General features: G+C 74.3%; 15 protein-coding genes and 1 tRNA gene. 11 read left to right on the top strand and 5 right to left on the bottom strand.

The genetic code is table 11. From position 1 onward, the window contains the following. Positions 1-228 precede the first annotated feature (228 nt). The 10 genes from ACIBST_RS03240 (at position 229) to ACIBST_RS03195 (ending at position 8,366) form a co-directional block, all read left to right on the top strand. Positions 229-1,143: a ketopantoate reductase family protein gene (locus ACIBST_RS03240; RefSeq protein WP_397168641.1), complete on the top strand. Its 915-nt coding sequence runs from the start codon at positions 229-231 to the stop codon at positions 1,141-1,143. Then, positions 1,140-1,496: an ArsR/SmtB family transcription factor gene (locus tag ACIBST_RS03235; RefSeq protein WP_397168640.1), complete on the top strand. Its 357-nt coding sequence runs from the start codon at positions 1,140-1,142 to the stop codon at positions 1,494-1,496. The genes ACIBST_RS03240 and ACIBST_RS03235 overlap by 4 nt, the downstream gene beginning before the upstream one ends. A 291-nt stretch (positions 1,497-1,787) precedes the next feature. Beyond that, on the top strand, positions 1,788-1,940 hold the full coding sequence (locus ACIBST_RS03230; protein ID WP_397168639.1) for a hypothetical protein: 153 nt from the start codon (positions 1,788-1,790) through the stop codon (positions 1,938-1,940). Positions 1,941-1,998: 58 nt separating this feature from the next. Beyond that, positions 1,999-2,400 (top strand): hypothetical protein, encoded by a 402-nt coding sequence (locus tag ACIBST_RS03225; RefSeq protein ID WP_397168638.1) that lies wholly within the window; start codon positions 1,999-2,001, stop codon positions 2,398-2,400. A gap of 68 nt (positions 2,401-2,468) precedes the next feature. After that, complete coding sequence (locus ACIBST_RS03220; protein WP_397168637.1) at positions 2,469-3,338, top strand: hypothetical protein; 870 nt, start codon at positions 2,469-2,471, stop codon at positions 3,336-3,338. A 104-nt stretch (positions 3,339-3,442) separates the two neighbouring features. Continuing rightward, positions 3,443-4,858, top strand: coding sequence for a hypothetical protein (locus tag ACIBST_RS03215; protein WP_397168636.1), 1,416 nt, complete (start codon positions 3,443-3,445; stop codon positions 4,856-4,858). Positions 4,859-4,877: 19 nt separating this feature from the next. Then, positions 4,878-4,951: transfer RNA gene (locus tag ACIBST_RS03210), tRNA-Lys, on the top strand. A gap of 156 nt (positions 4,952-5,107) precedes the next feature. Then, complete coding sequence (locus tag ACIBST_RS03205) at positions 5,108-6,376, top strand: serine hydrolase domain-containing protein (protein ID WP_397168634.1); 1,269 nt, start codon at positions 5,108-5,110, stop codon at positions 6,374-6,376. A gap of 177 nt (positions 6,377-6,553) precedes the next feature. After that, on the top strand, positions 6,554-7,783 hold the full coding sequence (locus ACIBST_RS03200; RefSeq protein ID WP_397168633.1) for a serine hydrolase domain-containing protein: 1,230 nt from the start codon (positions 6,554-6,556) through the stop codon (positions 7,781-7,783). A gap of 112 nt (positions 7,784-7,895) precedes the next feature. Continuing rightward, on the top strand, positions 7,896-8,366 hold the full coding sequence (locus ACIBST_RS03195) for a hypothetical protein (protein ID WP_397168632.1): 471 nt from the start codon (positions 7,896-7,898) through the stop codon (positions 8,364-8,366). 453 nt (positions 8,367-8,819) lie between these two features. Here the strand turns inward: ACIBST_RS03195 and ACIBST_RS03190 are convergent, their stop codons facing one another. Continuing rightward, positions 8,820-11,825, bottom strand: coding sequence for a BTAD domain-containing putative transcriptional regulator (locus ACIBST_RS03190; protein WP_397168631.1), 3,006 nt, complete (start codon positions 11,823-11,825; stop codon positions 8,820-8,822). 199 nt (positions 11,826-12,024) lie between these two features. Between ACIBST_RS03190 and ACIBST_RS03185 the strand changes: the two genes are divergently transcribed. Beyond that, positions 12,025-14,772 carry an AAA family ATPase gene (locus tag ACIBST_RS03185; RefSeq protein ID WP_397168629.1) on the top strand — a complete coding sequence of 916 codons (2,748 nt, stop codon included), beginning with the start codon at positions 12,025-12,027 and terminating at the stop codon, positions 14,770-14,772. 4 nt (positions 14,773-14,776) lie between these two features. Here the strand turns inward: ACIBST_RS03185 and ACIBST_RS03180 are convergent, their stop codons facing one another. From ACIBST_RS03180 to ACIBST_RS03165, 4 genes are all read right to left on the bottom strand, one after another. Beyond that, positions 14,777-15,292, bottom strand: coding sequence for a hypothetical protein (locus ACIBST_RS03180; RefSeq protein WP_397168628.1), 516 nt, complete (start codon positions 15,290-15,292; stop codon positions 14,777-14,779). Then, the gene (locus ACIBST_RS03175; protein ID WP_397168626.1) at positions 15,289-15,753 is read right to left on the bottom strand and encodes a hypothetical protein; all 465 of its coding nucleotides are present in this window, start codon (positions 15,751-15,753) and stop codon (positions 15,289-15,291) included. The genes ACIBST_RS03180 and ACIBST_RS03175 overlap by 4 nt, the downstream gene beginning before the upstream one ends. Before the next feature lie 20 nt (positions 15,754-15,773). Then, on the bottom strand, positions 15,774-17,219 hold the full coding sequence (locus ACIBST_RS03170) for a purine-cytosine permease family protein (RefSeq protein WP_397168625.1): 1,446 nt from the start codon (positions 17,217-17,219) through the stop codon (positions 15,774-15,776). Between the two features lie 168 nt (positions 17,220-17,387). Next, positions 17,388-18,548: a PucR family transcriptional regulator gene (locus tag ACIBST_RS03165; protein WP_397168623.1), complete on the bottom strand. Its 1,161-nt coding sequence runs from the start codon at positions 18,546-18,548 to the stop codon at positions 17,388-17,390. Positions 18,549-18,609 lie beyond the last annotated feature (61 nt).

The raw sequence follows: 18,609 nt of genomic DNA, 5'->3' as shown, positions 1-18,609 counted from the left end.
GGCTCCTCAGGGCATGGGGGGATGATTTGCTATATCGGTTAAGTCCAGTCCACTCGTTCTGGCGAGGCTGCGGGAGGGCTGGAGATAAATCGGTATAGCGCCTCGATCATCGGCAGCCCGGGGCCCGCTGTCAAGGTGTCGCCGGCGCGGAAAAGACGTCGCGGACGCCGGAGATCTTGGCGGTGATAATGTTCTATACATCCAAATATTTAGATGTATGGAGTACGAATGACGAAGGTGCTGATTGTCGGTGCCGGCGCGCTGGGGCAGGTCTTCGGGGCGTGGCTAGCCGCGGGCGGGGCCCGGGTCAGCTATCTCGTGCGGCCGGGCCGGGAGGGCTGGGAAGGGGGCCCGCTGTACCGGCTCAGGCGGGGGCGGGCGCCGGTGACCGAACGGATCGAGCCGCACGAGGTGCGCAGCGAGCCGCCCCGCGAACGGTGGGACATGGTGTGGCTCTGCGTGGACTCCCCGGCGCTGCGCGGCGACTGGACGGCCGCGCTGCGCGCGGTGACCGGCGCGGCCACGGTGGTCACCATCGGCCAGGACCCGGGCGACCTGCGCACCCTCGCCGGGATCTGGCCGCGGGAGCAGATCGTCCAGGTGACCCCGACGCTGCTGGCCTACCAGGCGCCGCTGGAGCGCGAGGTCCCCGCGCCGGGAGTGGCGTACTGGGTGCCGCCCGGTACGGCGACGGGCGTCACCGGGGCGCGCGCGCCGCAGGTCGTCGCCGCGCTGCGGGCCGGCGGCGTGCGGGCCAGGCGGGTGACGCGGGCCGGCGCGGGGGAGCTGACCGCCGCCCGGATGATCCCCTACATCGCCGCGCTGGAGTCCTCCGGCTGGCGGCTGCCCGCGTCCGGCACGCGGTTGCGGGGCGCCGCCGCGGCCGTCCGGGAGGCCGTCGCGGTGGTCTGCGCCCAGCACGGGCTGCGCGCTCCCGTCGCCGCCCCGTCCTGGGCCGTGGGGCTGGCGTTGCGCGTGCTGCCCCGGCTGCTTCCGTTCGACCTGCGCCGCTACCTGGAGACGCACTTCACGAAGGTGGGCGCGCAGACGCGGCTGATGCTGGACGGCTGGATCGCCGAAGGGTCCGCCAGGGCGCTGCCGGTCGGCCGCCTGTCCGCCGTGCGCGACTCGCTGCCCGCATGAGCGGCTCGATCGAGGCCCGGGACGTCCTCGCGCTGTTCGCGCGGACCCGGCCGCTGTTCACCGCCCTGGGGGACGAGCGCAGGCAGGAGATCGTCGTCCACCTGCTGGAGTCCGCGTCCCCCCGCAGCGTCGGCGACATCGCCGCGCACCTGGAGCTGTCCCAGCCCGCCACCTCCCACCACCTCAAGATCCTGCGCGACGCGAATCTGGTGACGGTCCGGCGCAAGGGCACCCTGCGCCTGTACGACCTCAACGCCGACGCCTATCCGGAGCTCCTGACCCCCATGCGCGACCTCATCACGTTGATCATCTCGTGCGCCTCCGACCTGGGCGAACAGGCGGGCGGCCACTAGCGGTCGACGACCGCCCGAGCGCCTGTCACATCGGGACCGGCTGTCCCGTCCTCCCAGTGCTGTCCATCCGGCTGAGGAGACTCCCGTGACACACCACCACGGGCGAAGGAGCAGGGGCGATGATGGTACTGCTGGCCGGGGCGACCGGCGCGATCGGGATCCCGCCGCTGTCGGCGGCCATGGAACGCGGCGGCGCTGGGCAGGCGTACAACGTCGTGGACGACCGGCCGATGAGCTGGCGCGACTTCCTGACCGCGGTCGCCCGCGCGCACGGCACGCCGCCGTCCCGTCGTGATTCCGAGATGGCTGGTCAGGCTGACCGTGCCGTACCTGGGCTGCCTGCTGATGGACACCACGACGCGGGTCTCGCACGCCAAGGCCACCCGCGACCTGGGCTGGATCCCGGTGCACCGCAGCGCGCCCGACGGGCTGAAGGCGCGCTGAGCACCCGCCCGGCCGGTGCCCCTCCTCTCGCAGAGCAAATCCACGAAAGGGACATGACATGACGAACGGCTACAGCAGGCCGGCCAGGATCTTCGTCCAGGCGGCCGTGGCGGTCGGCGCGCTCATGATGCTGGGCTTCGGCGTGTGGATGCGCCTCGACCCGGCGGGGTTCGCGGTCTTCGCCCGCTTCCCCAATCACGTGCACTTCCTGCACGACGCCGGGGTCTTCCAGATCGGCATCGGGCTGACGATGCTGAGCGCGCTGGTGTGGCGCGACGTGCTGTCGGTCGTGCTGGTCGGCTTCCTCGTCGCCAACACGCTGCACGCGGTGAACCACGCGGCCGACCTGGACCTCGGCGGCAACCCGGACAACTGGTGGCAGCTCGCTCTGGTCTCCCTGCTGACGCTGGCCGGGCTCGTGGTGCACCGCCGGCAACTCGGCCGCCGCCGTGAGCGGTGATCCCGGCCCGCCGGGAAATGCCGATAGTTTGCGACAGCCCGCGCGACACGACATAAGGAGCGTTCATCGTGACATCCCAGACGGTTCCCGCGCCTGACCCCCGAGAATGGGACGCCGCGCTGGCCGATGCCTTCGCGATCCTGCTGGGCAGCGAACCGGCCGCCCACCCTGCCGCCGGGTACGGCGTGTACTACGCCTCGGACACCTTCGACGAGTTCCTGTTCCCCAACCCCTGGGCCACCGCCGCGGCGCTGTCGGACCGGAAGGCCAGGCACCTTCCGGACTCCGACGGCGAGCACCCCTTCTCTCCCTGGACCTGGCGGTTCGACCTGAGCGAGTCGCTGTTCCGGTTCGAGGCCGAACTCGTGGCGGGAACCGGGGCGTGGGGTGACGGCGGGCACAAGGGCCCGCGGCCGTTCGACGACGCCTTCGCCGCCGGGCTGCGGGCCGTCTCCTGGGTCGACGAGGCCGACGGCGTGCTGGTGCGCGGCGCGCTGCTGGGGCCGCTGCTGGACCGTCACGGCGTCGACCTGACCGGCCGGCAGGCCGAGAAGCTGAACGGCTGGCTGAGCGTGCTGCTGCGGGTCGCCACCGACGGCACCCTGGACGACGCGATGCGGGCCGCCACGTTCACCGAACGCGGCCCCGGACACCTGGTGTCGATCTCCGACAGGGGACGCCCCCGCTCCGCCGCCGAGCCCTGGGAAGAACGGCTGGGCGCGGTCACGCACCCCGCGCTGCGCGACCACCTGCGCATGCTCTGCCTCGGCGAGAACGACGCGCGCAGCGAGGGCGGCTTCTACTGCGACGCCGGTCAGTGGCCGTGGTCCGACGTCGTGGAAGCGGCCGGCTGCACCGTCGTCGCGGGCTGGGGGTTCGGCGAGTCGCAGGCCGGCACCGCCGTCGTACGGTTGCCGGACGAGCCGGGAACGCGCTGAGCAGGCCGGTCCGAGCACGGGCGCGGCCGCCGGGGCCGAAACGGCGTCGCGCCCGGTGGCACCTGCGGGCTAACCTCCCCATGACTGCTCAGGGAGCCCGCACGATGACCGCCACGCCTCTGCTCGACCTGCACCGCTCGCTCGACCGCCGCATGCGTCCCGAAGACGTCGCGGACCTGATCTCGCTCGCTCTCGACGGCTCGCTCTCCTCGCCGGAGCGGCTGACGCTCGATCGGGCGGCCACGCGCTCCCAGCGGCGCCGCGGCCACGTCAGCTCCATGACGGAGGAGTTCGTGCGGCCCCGGGGCGGCGGGCAGCAGCTCGCCGCGGTGGCGCGGCTGTTCACCCACCCGGAGTGGACGGTGCGGAACGCCGACGACCCCGTGTCGCTGGCGGAGGTGGCGCGGCTCGCCGGGCAGGAGATCGGGTGGAGCCCGGACCGGGCCGACTACAAGTACGACCGCCTCAACCGGGCGGCCCGGCGGGAAAGCGGCATCGACCTGCCCAAGCGGCAGTACAACCGGCGGTTCCGCGCGCTCGGCCGCCTCTCGGCCAAGTCCGCCAAGCTCAGCGACGGCCAGGAGTTGCGGCGGCTGGTGCTGGTCGGCCGCGGCGGTTTCGCCGCCGGCATCTCCTGGGACAGGTTCGCCGCGGATCCGGACGCCGCCTGCTTCGTCGCCTACTTCACCGCCCGCCGCAACCTGCGCCGCCAGTTCGCCCTGCACGGCAAGGACAACCCGTTCGACGACGTCGCGCGGACGCTCCTGGCCCGCTGCGAGAAGAACCCGGACACCGACTGGGCAATGATCGCGCTCGTGTACGCCAAGCCGTCCGTCCTCGCCCGGCTGTCCGACGCCGACCGGGGGGAGATGCTGGGCGCCTGGTACGCGGTCATGCGGCAGTGCGCGCAGCGGCTGGAGAAGGCGTGGCCGGCCCGTCCGCCCGACCGGCAGTCGATGGTGGTGCGCCGCGGCGACGACTCCTCCACCTGGAACACCGTCGCCCAGGCGTACAACGCGGCCCGCGCCGGCTGGCTGGCCTGCCTCCAGTCGATGGACGCCCTGCCGCTGCTGGACGCGGCCTGCCCCGGCAAGGCGATGCGGCTCATGGCCGCGGACCTAGCCTGGTGGCACCAGCGGACCGGCGGCGGCCTGAACCCGGACACGAAGGTCTGGGCGGCGCTGCCGCTGCCGTGGGAGGTGCTGTCCGGGCGGGTGACGTGCACCCGCGCGGATGTGGAGCGGGCGTGCCGGGAAGCGGGGCTCGACCCGGCGGAGAGCGGCTGGACCGCCGGTCCCGCCGGGCACCGGGTGGCGCGGTTCGCCCCGACGCCGGAGCTGGTGCACGGGGTGACGATCGCCGATCCGGTGTGGGCGTCGCTGCTGCGCCGGGCCGGAGTGTTCAGCGGCAGGCGGATCAGGCCCGACCTGGCCGACGACGCCGCTCACGGCCTGGCCGCCGGCGTGGTCGTGTCGGATCTCCCGTCGCCTCCGATTCCGGGTGGCGAGGACGAGCCCTGATGCGCGATGCTCGGAGGATCTCGCTGTAGCTCAGTGGTAGAGCGCCCGGCTCTTCGGACCGGGTGGACGCTGGTTCGAGCCCAGTCAGCGAGGCGTCCAGCAGGCCGGCGAGGCTGGCGGGGGTCGCATCCAGGCCCGGCTCCGGCGAACGCGCGCCGCCCTGCCCGGAGCCCTTCATGACTCCTGTCATGTGCAGCCGATGACAGCCGGGACTGACCCCCGCAACCGCGTCTCGATCATGCTGGGGCCATGAACATCCGGACGCTTGGAAAGAACGCCACGGCCGCCGCCCTGACCGCCGGAATGGTGCTGGCGGCCACCCCGGCCCAGGCCGCAGTGGCCGCCCCTGCGCGGGAGACCGGGCTCGACCGGCAGGCGCTGCGGCAGTCGCTGGACGCCGTGCACGAGGCCGGGATGTACGGCATCTACTCGACCGTCCGCGACGGCGAGCGCGGCTGGCGGGGCGCCTCCGGCGTGGCCGACGTCGCCACGAAGCGCCCCGTGCGCCCCGGCATGCTGCACCGGGTCGGCAGCATCACCAAGACGTTCACCGCGGTGGCCCTGCTCCAGCAGGTGGCCCGCGGCGCCGTCGAGCTGGACGCCCCCATCGCCCGCTACCTGCCCGACGTGGTGCCGGGGGAGCGCGGCCAGAAGATCACCGTGCGGATGTTGCTCAACCACACGAGCCACATCGCCGACCACGTGGGCCCGGCCTTCCCCTCGCTGCTCCGGGGCACGTTCGAGAGCCTCGACGACAACAGGTTCCGCACCTTCACCCGCCGGGAGCTGGTCGAGCTGGGCCTGGCCGCCACGCCCACCGGCGAGCCGGGCGCCACGCCGGGGATCTACTCCAACACCAACTACCTGATCGCCGGCCTGCTCCTGGAGAAGGTGACGGGCGAGAACGCCGAGCGGTACATCACCCGCAACGTCATCCGCAAGGCGGGGCTGCGGCACACGTCGTTCCCGCGCACGCCGGTCATCCCCGGCCCGCACTCCAAGGCGTACGAGTCGATGTTCGGCTTCATCGACCCGCCCAAGGACTACAGCGTCTACAACATGTCGTGGATCACCACGGCGGGCGCCGTCGTGTCCACGATGGAGGACCTCAACCAGTTCTACCGGGTGCTGCTGCGCGGCGGCCTGATCGGCCCGGCCGAGCTGGCCGAGATGCAGAAGACGGTGCCCGTGGCCGGGGTGTCGGGGGCCTACGGCCTCGGCATCTACGCCACCGACCTGCCGTGCGGACGGTTCTGGGGGCACAGCGGCGGCGTCTTCGGCATGGCCACCGACTCCTACACCAGCCCGGACGGCGCCCGCCAGCTCTCCATGGGCGTCAACCGCACGAAGTACCAGAGCCTGGACGAGAACGGCAACATCGTGATCAGCCCGATCGACTACGCCACCGTCGACTACCTGCTGCTCGGGCTCTGCGGCGAGAGCGCGGCGCGCACGAAGGCGGCGCAGCCGCAGGTCGTCCCGTTCGCCGTGGACCGGCTGGTCTCCGTCAAGCGCTAGCCTCACGTCCCTCGAAGGGCGGCCGGACCCGCTCCAGGACGGCCGGCGCCCGGTCGTGTCAGCGGCGGCGTCAGTGCGGTGACGGCCCCGTGTCAGGGCTCCTCGCCAGGGTTGACCCATGAACGCCGGACCGGAACGGATCCGGCGGATCGACCACCGCGACAAGGAGACACGATCATGGCAATCGGCGGGAACGGCTTCTCCGAGCAGGGGCTGCGCAGGCTGCGCGAGGTGCTGGCCCGGCACGTCGACTCCGGGCGGATCCCGGGCCTGGTCGCCCTGGTGAGCCGCGGCGAGGAGACGCACGTCGAGGCGCTGGGCACGATGCGGCACGACGGCGGCGCGCCCATGCGCCGCGACACCGTCTTCCGGATGGCCTCCACGTCCAAGCCCGTCTCGATCGCGGGGGCCATGGTGCTGCTGGACGAGTGCCGGCTGCGCCTGGACGACGTGGTCGACCCGTGGCTGCCCGAGCTGGCCGACCGGCGCGTGCTCACCAGCCCCGGCGCGCCGCTGGACGACACCGTCCCGGCCAACCGGCCGATCACCGTGCGGGACGTGCTGACCTCCACCTTCGGGCTCGGCATGGACTTCACCGCGCTGGGCAAGCCGATCATGAACGCCATCTTCGAGCGGGGCCTCACCCCGAACCTGCCGGTCGAGATGCCCGGGCCGGACGAGTGGATGCGCCGCCTGGGCGAGCTGCCGCTGATGTACCAGCCGGGCGAGCAGTGGCAGTACCACATCAGCAGCGACCTGGTCGGCGTGCTCGTCTCCCGGGTCACCGGCCGGCCGTTCGAGGAGTTCCTGCGCGAGCGCGTCTTCGAACCGCTCGGCATGACCGACACCGGCTTCCACGTGCCCGCCGACCAGATCGACCGGCTGCCCGCCCTGTACGCCCCCGACCCGGTCACCGGCGAGTTCCTCGTCTGGGACGAGCCCGAGGGCGGACGGTGGAGCACGCCGCCGGCGTTCCAGGGAGGCGGCGGCGGCCTGGTCTCCACCGCCGACGACTACCACGCCTACTTCCGGATGCTGCTCAACGGCGGCACCCACCAGGGCACCCGCATCCTGTCCCGGCCCGCCGTCGAGCTGATGACCACCAACCGGCTCACTCCGCAGCAGAACGACGCCCGTACCGCCCTGGCCAGGAACAACGTGCACATCTCCTTCGGCCAGGGGCAGCAGGGCGGCTGGGGCATGGGCATGGCGGTGCGCACCTACCGCGGTGACTACGCCCCGGTGGGTCAGTTCGGCTGGGACGGCGGCAGCGGCACCTCGGCCTACGCCGACCCGGTCAACGGGCTCACCGGCATCCTGCTCTGCCAGCTCGGCTACTCCGTCCCGAACCCGGCCCACCTGATGAACGACTTCTGGACCACCCTCTACCAGGCCCTCGAAGACTGACCCGGGACGGCCGACGAGCGCGCTGACCGGCGGTGCAAGCGCGGGGGCAGCCCCGCGCAACAGCGGTCCTCTTTGCTGAGGCTGTCCGACGTCAGTCTCACAAGGGGGACCCATGACCAGATCGGTGATCGGAACCGGCAGAGCGGCCGGGGCGGCCGGGGCGGCCGTCGCCGCGAGCACTCTGCTGCTCGCGATGGCATCGCCGGCGCAGGCCGCGACTGACATCAAGCTCGACTGTCACACCTACGGCGGCACGGCGCTGCGGTACGAGCTCGACGCGACCGCCACCTTCGAGAACCTGCCGGGCGGGGGCCGCGCGTGGCACAGGCTGACCTTCCGCGTCAACCACGGCGGGTCCACGACCGTGGTGAAGATGCGGATCAGGGACGGCTACCGCAACGCCTGGGCCTTCGAGCGCACCGTCGAGCCGGGCACGACGTACACCGCGCTGCCGCTGGTCGACGGCGGGCGGCCGCTCGTCACGAACACCGGCCGCAAGGACGACCAGGTCGTGTTCGCGGCGTTCTTCGCCACCGCCCAGGAGCCCGCTCCCCGCTGCGTCGTCCGCTCGGCGCCGATGTAGCCGTTGCGCCCATGGGGGAGCAGCGGTGCAACATTCCGGCAACCGCGGCCGCGTAGCCCTGGTCCTGAGGACGACGGCACGGAACGTCGAAGGAGGCACCGAGGTGGCATCCCAGCACACCCCCGATCAGCGAACACCACCCACCCCACGCCGAACAGCCCCGCGAAGGCCCGACGAGGGGCTGTCACGAGAGCCGGGTGAAGACGCGCCACGGGAACCCGCCGAGAAGGCGCCCGGAAACGGCGGTGAAGTGCCGGGAGACGGCGAAGAGGCGCCCGGAGATGGTGGGGAGGCGCCTGGAGGCGGTGGGGGGCCGGTGGAGGTCCGGCCGCCCGGCCGCCGGTTCCTCGCCACCGGCTCGGCGGCGGCGCGGGCGTGACGTGGCCCGCGTCGCGTCGCGGCGGCCCCCGGGCGTGACGTGGTCCGCGTCACCTCGCGGCGGCCCGCCGGGCGTCACGTCGCCGCCTCTTCGGTGGCGGACAGGGCCGTGGCCACGGTTCGGGCGATGGTGCGGCGGCGGCCGGTGGTGTGGCGGGCCTGGTAGGCGTCGGCGCCCAGGGCCGTACGCAGGCCGGTCTCCAACGCGGCGAGGTCGGCCGTCTCGCACGGCGGCACGGGCGCCGAGATCGTCTCGCGGATCGCCGCGGCGCCGCCGAGCAGTTCGGCCGCGGCGGCGTGGGAGCCGTCCAGGTGCAGGGTGCGGGCGATGGCCTCCACCACGCTCGACGACCGGCACAGGTCGCCCAGGCGGTGCTGGACGTCGAGCGCGCGGCCCAGCCGCCGGGCCGCGGCCCCGAGGTCCGCCCCGGACGACCCGGCGCCGGTCAGGTCGGCCAGGTCGGCCAGGGCCAGCAGGTTGTCGGCCCAGCCGAGCCCTTCGGGGAAGCCGACGTCCTCGAAGAGCGCCAGTGCCTCCAGCAGCAGGTCACGCGCGTGTGCGGGGTCGCCGTCGTACAGGTCGCAGGCGGCCAGGTCGAGCAGGGTCCAGCCGATGCGCTCCTTGTCGCCCAGCCGGACGAACTCGTCGTGCGCCTCCCGTGCCCAAGCCCGTGCCTCGGTGAAGCGCCCGGCCAGCCACGAGGCCAGGGCGAGCAGCTCGACCTGGAACGCCTCGCCCCACGCGTCCCCGGCGGTCCGGTACTCCTGCCGCGCCTGCTCGTGGGTGCGCAGGGCGCGGTCGAAGTCGCCGGTCTCGCGGGCGATCTCGCCGAGCATGCTCAGCGCCCGCGCCACGCCGGCCGCGTCGCCGAGCCGCCGGCACGCGGCCAGGGCGCGTTCGGCGTACCCGGTGGCGGGCGCGTAGTCGCATTCGTAGGCGGTCAGCGTCGCGGCGCCGCCCAGCGCCTTGGCCACGTACGGCTCCGGGGCGGCCCCGGCGTGCCGCAACGCGGTCTCCAGCCAGTGGCGGCCTTCGGAGTAGTGACCCCGCAGGTGGCAGTAGCGCCAGACGGCCCCCGCGATGCGCAGCGCCACCTCGTCGGCCGCGCCGTAGGTGCACGCGGCGCGCAGGTTGTCGTGCTCGGCGGCGATGCGGTCCAGCGCCGCGCCGAGCCCCGGCCCCCTGAGCTCGCCCTCCGCCTTCTCGGCGAAGGCCAGGTAGTGCTCGGCGTGCCGCCGCGCGATCAGGTCGCGCCGCTGCGGGGTGAGCTCCCCGGCGGCGAACTGGCGGATCGTCTGCGACATCCGGTACCGGGCGCCGGCCGGCGTGGGTTCGACGGTCAGCAGGGACTTGTCGACGAGCCGTCCCAGCAGGTCGAGAACGTCGGGCTCGGCCGAGACCGCGGCGGCGGCCGACAGGTCGCAGCCGCCGGGGAACACCGACAGGGCGCCCAGCAGCTCGCGCTCGCCGGCGTCGAGCAGGGCGTGGCTCCAGTCGATGACGGCCCGCATCGTCCGGTGCTGCGGCGGCGAGGTGCGCGGGCCGCCGGTCAGCAACGTGAAGTGGTCGTGCAGCCGTTCGGCGATCTGGGGCAGCGTCAGCACCCTGGCCCGGGCCGCGGCCAGCTCCAGGGCCAGCGGAAGCCCGTCCAGGTCGGCGCAGATCAGCGACAGCGCGGCCCGCTGGTCGTCGTCCAGGCGGGCGGCGGGGCCGAGCCCGGCGCGTTCCAGGAACAGCTCGGCCGACGGCGGCGCGCCCAGCGGCGGCACCCGCCACACCAGCTCGCCTCCCACGCGCAACGTCTCCCTGCTGGTGGCCAGGATGTGCACCGACGGGCAGCTCGTGAGCAGCTCGTGCACGACGGCGGCGCAGGCGTCGGCCAGGTGCTCGCAGTTGTCCAGCACGAGCAGCACGCGCCGCGCCCCCAGGTGCTCGGCCAGCGCCCGCAGCGTGGAGTGGCCGCCGGCGGCGTGCACGCCGAGCAGGTCGGCGATCGCCGGCGCCACCAGCTCGGGGTCCTCGACCCGGGCCAGTTCCACGAAGTGCACGCCGTCGAAGCCCGCGTCCACGGCCGCGTCCAGGGTCGCTTCCATGGACAGGGCCACGGCCATGGCCAGGCGGGTCTTGCCGACGCCGCCCATGCCGGTCAGCGTCACCAGGCGGTGGCCTTCGACGAGGGGACGCAGCTCGGCCAGGTCCGCCGCACGTCCGACGAGCCGGGTGATCGGAGCCGGGACGCCGGTGCGCCCGCCCGCCGGGACGGCCGGCGCGGCCGTCACCTGCCGCACGACCGGCGCGCCGCCGGGGGGCAGCAGGTCCTCGGCGGCGAGCCGGCGGCGCAGCACGTTCGCCTCGATCGCGCGCAGCGCGGGGCCGGGCTCGACGCCGAGCTCGTCGTCGAGCACCCGGCGGGCCCGCTGGAAGGTGGCCAGGGCGTCGCCCTGCCGTCCCGACAGGGCATGGGCGATCATGAGCAGCTCCCACAGGTGCTCGCGCAGCGGATGCTCCACGACCAGGTGCTCCAGCTGCTCGGCGGCGGCCCGGTGCAGCCCGAGGCGCAGCCGCGCGGTCAGGACGTCCTCCGTCGCCGACAGCCGCATCTCCCTGAGCCGCTCCATCTCCCCGTGCGCCCAGCCGTGCACCTGGCAGTCGGCGAGCACGTCGCCCCGCCACAGCTCCAGCGCGCCCGCGAGCACGCCGGCCGCCCGGTCCGAGACCTCCTCCGCCAGCAGCCCGCGCCCGAGCAGCACCTCGGACTCGAAGACGGCGGCGTCGACCTCGCCGGGCACGAGCGCCAGCCGGTAGCCGGGCGCGCGGGTCTCCAGCACGCCGGGCAGGCCGGCCTCGCGCAGCCTGCGGCGCAGGTGGGAGATGTAGGTGTGCAGCGTGCGCACGGCCTCGGCCGGCGGCTGCTCGCCGTACAGGCCGTCCACCAGGCGTTCCACCGACACCACCCGGCCGGGCGTGAACGCCAGCAGGCCGAGCACCGCGCGCAGGCGGGATCGTGGCAGGCCGGTACGCCGGTGTCCGGCGACGAGCTCGACGGGTCCGAGTACGGCCACGCGGATGTTTGCGGCCACCGGGTGCTACCTCCGGGCAGGGGGCTGACATCGTCGACGACGAGTAAAGGCGCCGGGGTCTGTCACGTCCTCAGGGAAACCCCTGAACCCGCGGGACGTTTTCCCCGAGGATCATGCTTTGTTACGCTCCACGAGCCGTGACGGGACGATGCCCCAACCGTCCCGGCGGCGCCGAGGGGCGGTTCCACGGCAGGAGAACATGGGCGAACGCCTCCTCGGAAGAGACGCCGAGCTGGACTCGGTGCGCGCATGGCTCGATCTTCCGCACGCCGGCCCCCGCATGCTCATGATCAGCGGCGCGGCCGGCATGGGGAAGACGTCGTTGTGGACGGCCGCGCTGTCCACCGTCAGGGCCGGCGCGGGCCGGGTGCTCGCCTGCCGCCCGGGGGAGACGGAGACCGGGCTGATCTACTCCGGCCTCGGCGACCTGCTCGACGGCCAGCAGGACTCCCCGGCGGTGCGCGCGCTGCCCGCGCCGCTGCGGGACGCGCTGGGCGTGGCGCTGCTCTGGCGGCAGCCCGGTCCCACGCCGCCGGACCAGCGGGCGGTCGCGCTGGCCGTGCTGCACCTGCTCAGACGGTACGCCGACGAGGGGCCGCTGATCGTCGGCGTGGACGACCTGCAATGGCTCGACCCGTCCACCGAGGCGGTGCTCGGCTTCGCGCTGCGCCGGCTGGAGCAGCCCGCCGGCGTGCTGGCCACGGTCCGCACCGGCGCCGGCGACCTGTCCCGCCCCCCGCTCGCCCACGCCGTGCCCCCCGACCGGGTCGACCGCCAAGAGCTCGGCCCCATGGACGCCGACGCCATCGGCGCCCTGCTCACCGCCCGGTACGGCCGGCCGCCGCGGCCCGCCCTGCTGCGGGTCGTCCACGAGGCCGGCGGCGGCAACCCGCTGTTCGCGCTGGAGCTGGCCAGAACCCTGGACGACCGGCTCGACCCCGATGCGCGGCTGCCCGTCCCGGAGAGCCTGCGGCACCTGCTGCGCACCGCGATGGACGGCCTGTCGGAGGCGGCGGCCGAGGTGGCGCTGATGCTCGCCTCCGCCTCCCGCGCCCACGCCGGGCTGCTCGACGGCCTGCCCGCCGCGCACGAGGGCCTGGCCGAGCTGGTCGCCAGGCACGTCGTCGTCACCGGCGGCCCGGTCCCGCGCTTCGCCAACCCCCTGTACGGCGCCGCCGTCCTGGAGTCGGCCGGAGCGGCGAGGCGGCGCGAGATGCACGCCAGGCTCGCCCGTACGGCGGCCGGCCCGGAGGAGCGGGCCAGGCACCTGGCGTTGGCCGCGACCGGTCCCGACGCGGTCGCCGCCGACGCCCTGCACGAGGCGGCGCGGGCGGCGGTGGCGCGCGGGGCGCCGTACACGGCGGGCGAGCTGGCCGAGTGGGCCGCCCGGCTCACCCCGTCCGAGCAGGACGACCTGGCCACCAGGCGGCGGATCGAGGCCGCGGCGAACCTGATCACCAGCGGCGGCGCGTCCCGGGCCCGCGCGCTGCTGGAGGACGTCGCGCAGCGGTGCCCGTCCGGGCCGGTCAGGGCCGAGGTGCTGTTCCTGCTGAACCGGGCGATCTTCTGCGACGGGGACTACGCCGGCGCGCTCGTCCCCAACCAGCAGGCCAGGCTGGAGGCGGGGGAGTCGACCGAGCTGCTCGTGCCGATCCTGGCCGACCTCGCGTACTCGCGCATGCACGTCGGCCACCTGGCCGGAGCCGCCGGGCACGCCCGCGAGCTGCTGGCCGTGGCCGCCCGCACCGGGGACGCCGCCCTGCGCGACGAGGCCACCATCGCCACGATCACCATCGAGTTCATGCGCACCGCCAGGCCGCCCGCCGCGGTGCCCGAGCCGTCCTACGACAACCCGCTGGACCGCTCGCCGTTCGCCGCCCTGCACGTGGCCGGATACCTGTACCGCTCGCTCGGCGACCTGCCGGCGGCGCGGGCGGCGCTCGACACCGTCCGCACGGCGGCGGTGGCGGCCGGCGTGGAGGCATACATCCCGTCCGCGCTCATGTGGGCCACCGAGGTGGAGTGCCTGGCGGGCGACCTCGACGCCGCCGCCGAACGCGCCGCGCTCGCCCGCTGCGCCGGGCAGGAGACCGGGACGCCGTCCACGTCCGCCCTGTTCACCGAGGCGCTGGTGCTGGCCCACCGGCGCGAGCTGGACCGGGCGCGGCCGATCGCCGAGGAGGGGCTGGCCGTGGCGTTGCGGTCCGGCATGGGCACGGGCGCGCTGTGCCTGCGGGCCCTGCTCGGCTTCGTCGAGCTGGCGGCGGGCGACCCGGCCGAGGCGGCACGGCACCTGGAGCACATGGAGCAGGCGGCCACGGCCCTCGGAGCGGCGCTCGAAGTGGTGTGCCCGACCGCGGTGTGCGACCACGTGGAGGCGCTGGTGGCGCTCGGCCGCCTCGACCGGGCGGCCGAGCTGGCCGAGCGGGCCGCCAGGTCGGCGCGGCTCATCGGCCGGCCGCTGGCCAGAGGGGTGGCGGGCCGGGCCCGCGGCCTGCTGCTCGTCGCCACGGGCTCGCCCAAACGGGCCGCCGAGGAACTGCGCGCCGCCTGCGCGGAGTTCACCGCCGCGGGCATGCCGTTCGAGCTCGCCCGCACGCTGCTGGCGCTGGCCCAGGCGCAGACGCGGCTGCGGCAGCGGGCCGCGGCCAGGCAGAGCGCCGAGCGGGCCGCCGCCGTCTTCGCCGGGCTCGGCGCGGACCGCTGGGCCGAGGCGGCGGCGCAGCCCGTCCGCCCGGCCGAGCCGTACGGGCTGACGCCGTCGGAGGGACGGGTGGCCGTGCTCGCGGCGCGCGGCCGGTCCAACCGGGAGATCGCCGAGGAACTGGTGATCGATGTGAAGACCGTGGAGACGCACCTGTCCAGCGCCTACCGCAAGCTGGGCGTGCGCGGCCGCACGCAGCTCGCGGTGCGGTTCGGCGACGACGCGGGCACGGGCCGCGCCTGACCGCTCACCTGTGCCGGGCCGCGGCGGTCAGCTCGCGCAGCCGGGCCAGGAACGCCTGCCCGGCGGGCCCGGTGTCCAGCGGCAGCAGGTACGAGCTGGCCTCCGACGACCCGAACCAGCGCGCCTGTACGTCGACCCCCGCGGCCCGCCCGTCCGGCACGGGGCCGGCGACGTGCAGCGACACGTCCGCCAGCCGGGCGCCCAGCCGCACCTGCGTGCCCCGGTCGGTGACGGTGGCGATCACGATCACGCCCGGCGTGACGACGGCCGCCGTGGTGAACGGCCCGATCTCCAGCCCGGCCGCCCTGGACGCGGCGCCGAACAGCCCGTTCAGCAGGCCGCGCCGCCCTCGGCCCGGCTGCGGGACGGGGACGCTGCGGGTCTCGCAGCACACGTCGGCCGTCTCCGCCAGGTCGCCGAGAAGCTGCTGCGCGGCGTAGTCCGTGACCGCGGCCCGCAGACGGTCGTCCAGGTCGTCCACCGGGCACAGCCGGGTCGCTCGGGTGTGATCGAGGCTCATGACGCTCCCCTGATGAGGTCGGGCAGGTGGGCGCCCAGCGGCGTGCCGGCCAGCAGCCGGGCGGTGAGGTCGGTGTCGAAGCCGCTGAAGTGGCCCAGCAGCCAGGAAGCGTACAGCCCGTAGGCGTCGAAGTAGCGCACCTCTCCGTCGCCGCCGGTCACGTACCGGTAGGCGGGGACGCGGCCGGCCTCCACCGCGGCCGCGTCGAGGGCGCAGCACGGGACCGGGCGAGGACGGGAGTTCCCGCCCGGCCGCCACACGACCGTCTCCGTGGACGGCCCGTGCGCCGGGTCGAACAGGCACGGCGGGCTCTTCCCCGCGTCGGGGTCGAGCCGCCGGCCGGCCTCGGCCAGCGCCTCCGTGCACGCCGCGCCGGACGTCCTGAGCCGGTCGCGGACGAGCGTCCACACCGCCATCGGCACGGCGACCACCGCGATCGACAGGACGACGATGACCGTCATCTCGGTTCTCCTTCCAGGCTTCAGCGGCCGGCGGCGGGCCACAGGTACGTCTGCCGCCAGTCGGGGATCGGCTCGCCGGCCCGGTGCCCGGTGCCGAGCAGCAGGTAGACGCAGGCCGCGACCAGCGCCGATAGCAGGAAGCCGACGTCCAGGCCGCCGGTCAGGCCGACCAGCGGGCCGGTGTAGAGGGGGCTGTCGGCGTCCAGCAGGCCGACGGCGGCGCCGGCCAGCCAGGCGGCGCAGGCGCGCGGGTTCCAGCCGCCGGCGTACCAGTAGCGGCCGCCCGACAGGCTCTTGTTGTGCACCTGCAGGTCCCGCACGTCGTACACCCGTCCGCAGCGCAGGTGGCCGATCAGCGCGATGACCGCCCACGGCGTGGCCAGCACGGTCAGCACCACGACGAACCCGGTCACGGCCTGCTCCACCCCCACCGTGGAACGGCCGGCGAACACCAGCCCGACCGTGAGCGCCGTCGCCACCGCCGCTCCGGCCGTCCTGGACGTGCGCGGGAACAGGCCGTGCAGCTCCAGCCCCATGTTGTACAGCGGCACGCCCGCCGCGCCCAGGCACCCGGCCACGCCGGCGAACAGCAGCAGCGGCACGTACCAGGCCGGGGCCGCCCGCACCAGGCTCTCCAGGTACGCGCTCCCCGCCCGCGTCGAGATCGCCACGAAGGCGCCGAACAACGTGGGCGCCAGCAGTCCGCAGAACAGCCCGGCGGCCGACGACCACACCACGCTCGCCGCGCTGTGCCGTCTGGGCGACAGGTAACGCGTGTAGTCGCCGATGATCGTGGCGTAGGCGACCGGGCCGCTGATCCCGGCCGTGACCAGGGCGAGAATCCACGCCGATGCGCCGCCCGGCCCGTCCGCGACGGCCGCGGACCAGGACGGGTCGAAGCCCGGCGCGTACGCGACCACCCCGGTGGCCAGCACCAGCGCCATCGGCGCCACCAGCAGCGCGCTGATCCGGGAGATCAGCTCGAACCCGCCGACGGCCAGGGCCGCCACCAGCACCGCGATGCCCGCGTAGGCCGCCGCGCGGGCCGCCTCGCCCGGCATCGCGCCGCTCACCCGGGCGAGGACGACCACGACGGCCTCGCCGCCCGTCCAGATCGCCACCGCCGTGTATCCCAGGGACAGCAGCAGCCCGATCAGCGAGCCCACCAGCCGGCCGCGCACGCCGAAGTGCGCGCCCGCGGCCACCGTGTTGCTCGTCCCGGCCCGGAAGCCCAGCAGCGCCAGCGGCGCCGCCGCCAGCAGGCCGAGCGCGGTGCCGGTCACGGCGGCCGCGACGATCTGCCACCAGCTCAGGCCGTACGTGACGGGCAGCCAGCCGAACACCGTCGCGCTGAGCGACAGGTTCGATCCCACCAGCACCCACGTCACGCTCGCGGGGCGGGCGGTGCGGCGATGCTCGGGCATGGCCGAGACGCCGTGCCGTTCGATCACCCTGCGCTGTTCCATGGCGGCCGTCCCTTCCGATCGCGGTCCGGACCACGATCGGCGGAGCCGGTTGCGCGCCGGTCGACGCCGGGCTTGCCGGTGGCGGGCAAGCGGGCGGCAACACGACGGCAACATGACGGCAGGACCCGTCTCGCCCTCCGGAACGGTCCTACAGCGCGGCCACGGCGCTCACTCGTGCGGCCACAGTCCGGCCAGGCGGGCGATGCGCAGACCGGCGTGCAGTTCCAGGCGGACGGACCCGTCGGTGATGTCGCAGCCGATGACCTCGCGGATGCGGTCGAGCCGGTAGTAGAGCGTGCTGCGGTGGATGCGCAGCCGCCGTGCCGCGCTCTGGACCTCGCCGCCGCTGTCGAGGTAGCCCTCCAGCGTCGCGGCGAGCTCGACGCCGTGCGGCGCGGCCAGCAGGCGCCGCACCCCGTCGGGGAACTGGCTCGGCGTCAGCCGGTCGAGCGGCAGTTGCAGGAACAGGCGGTCGAGGCCCAGCTCGTCCCAGAAGACGCGCTTGCCGTACCGCTGCGGATCGAGGCGCGCGGCACGCTGGGCGAGGCGGGCCTCGTGGTAGGAGTCGACCGCCTGCGCCAGCGACGGCTTCACGCTGCCCACGCCCGCCACGACCGCCTCCAGACCCGGCCCGGCGAGCGCGCGTTCGAGCCTGTCGTGATTCACCGGACGCGGGAAGAGCACAATTCCCTCGGCCCCCAGGACCGCGCCGACGATTTTCACCGTGGTCGATCTCGTGGTGAATTCGAGGGTCGCCTCGACGGCCAGCCGGGTAATGGATCTGGGCGCCGACTCAGGGGCCCGGAGAACGAGCACCGAATAATGCTCGACATCGTCGATGAGATTGTCCCGGACGAGTTTCCCGGCCGCCTCCGCGCGTTTCTCCGGCGATTCTCCGAGCAATTCCGCGAGCAGCTGACGGGAATTCTCGGTGCCGTGCCGGCGGTCGGATATGCGCAACGACAGCAGCGCGCCCATTTCCGGCGCGGCCGATTCCAGCACCGCGAGGTCGTCGGCCCGCGGCGTCTCCCGGTCCTCGACGTAATAGACGTAGCCGAGCAGTTGCTGCTCATGGCGCAACGGCAGCACGACCAGCTCGCCGTCGTCCTGGGGGACCCGGACGCCGTGCCTGGCCTGGCGCAGCCGACGCTGCTCCACCAGCGGCTTCGTCAGCGGGGCGGTCGAGCCGGCGAGCAACCGGGCCAGCCGGGCGAGCCGCCCGTCGGTGTCGTGGACGCTGAACGCCGCGGTCCTCAGGTCGCGATCGACCACCACGAGCGCCACGCCCAGGCGATCGGCCAGATCTTGCACGGCGTCATCAAGGCTCACCGGGGTTGCTCCTCTCCTGCGACACAGCGTCGGATCGGCGCCGACAACTAACGACAGATCG

This window comes from Nonomuraea sp. NPDC049684, assembly GCF_044465345.1.
In the GTDB taxonomy this organism is placed as follows: Bacteria; Actinomycetota; Actinomycetes; order Streptosporangiales; family Streptosporangiaceae; genus Nonomuraea.
This window is presented reverse-complemented; position numbering and strand designations above follow the sequence as displayed.

Bases quoted from the DNA above. Each gene is read 5' to 3' on its own strand.
- ACIBST_RS03240 (WP_397168641.1), top strand. From the start codon at position 229: ATGACGAAGGTGCTGATTGTCGGTGCCGGCGCGCTGGGGCAGGTCTTC.
- ACIBST_RS03235 (WP_397168640.1), top strand. From the start codon at position 1,140: ATGAGCGGCTCGATCGAGGCCCGGGACGTCCTCGCGCTGTTCGCGCGG.
- ACIBST_RS03225 (WP_397168638.1), top strand. From the start codon at position 1,999: ATGACGAACGGCTACAGCAGGCCGGCCAGGATCTTCGTCCAGGCGGCC.
- ACIBST_RS03215 (WP_397168636.1), top strand. From the start codon at position 3,443: ATGACCGCCACGCCTCTGCTCGACCTGCACCGCTCGCTCGACCGCCGC.
- ACIBST_RS03205 (WP_397168634.1), top strand. From the start codon at position 5,108: ATGAACATCCGGACGCTTGGAAAGAACGCCACGGCCGCCGCCCTGACC.
- ACIBST_RS03200 (WP_397168633.1), top strand. From the start codon at position 6,554: ATGGCAATCGGCGGGAACGGCTTCTCCGAGCAGGGGCTGCGCAGGCTG.
- ACIBST_RS03195 (WP_397168632.1), top strand. From the start codon at position 7,896: ATGACCAGATCGGTGATCGGAACCGGCAGAGCGGCCGGGGCGGCCGGG.
- ACIBST_RS03185 (WP_397168629.1), top strand. From the start codon at position 12,025: ATGGGCGAACGCCTCCTCGGAAGAGACGCCGAGCTGGACTCGGTGCGC.
- ACIBST_RS03180 (WP_397168628.1), bottom strand. From the start codon at position 15,292: ATGAGCCTCGATCACACCCGAGCGACCCGGCTGTGCCCGGTGGACGAC.
- ACIBST_RS03175 (WP_397168626.1), bottom strand. From the start codon at position 15,753: ATGACGGTCATCGTCGTCCTGTCGATCGCGGTGGTCGCCGTGCCGATG.
- ACIBST_RS03170 (WP_397168625.1), bottom strand. From the start codon at position 17,219: ATGGAACAGCGCAGGGTGATCGAACGGCACGGCGTCTCGGCCATGCCC.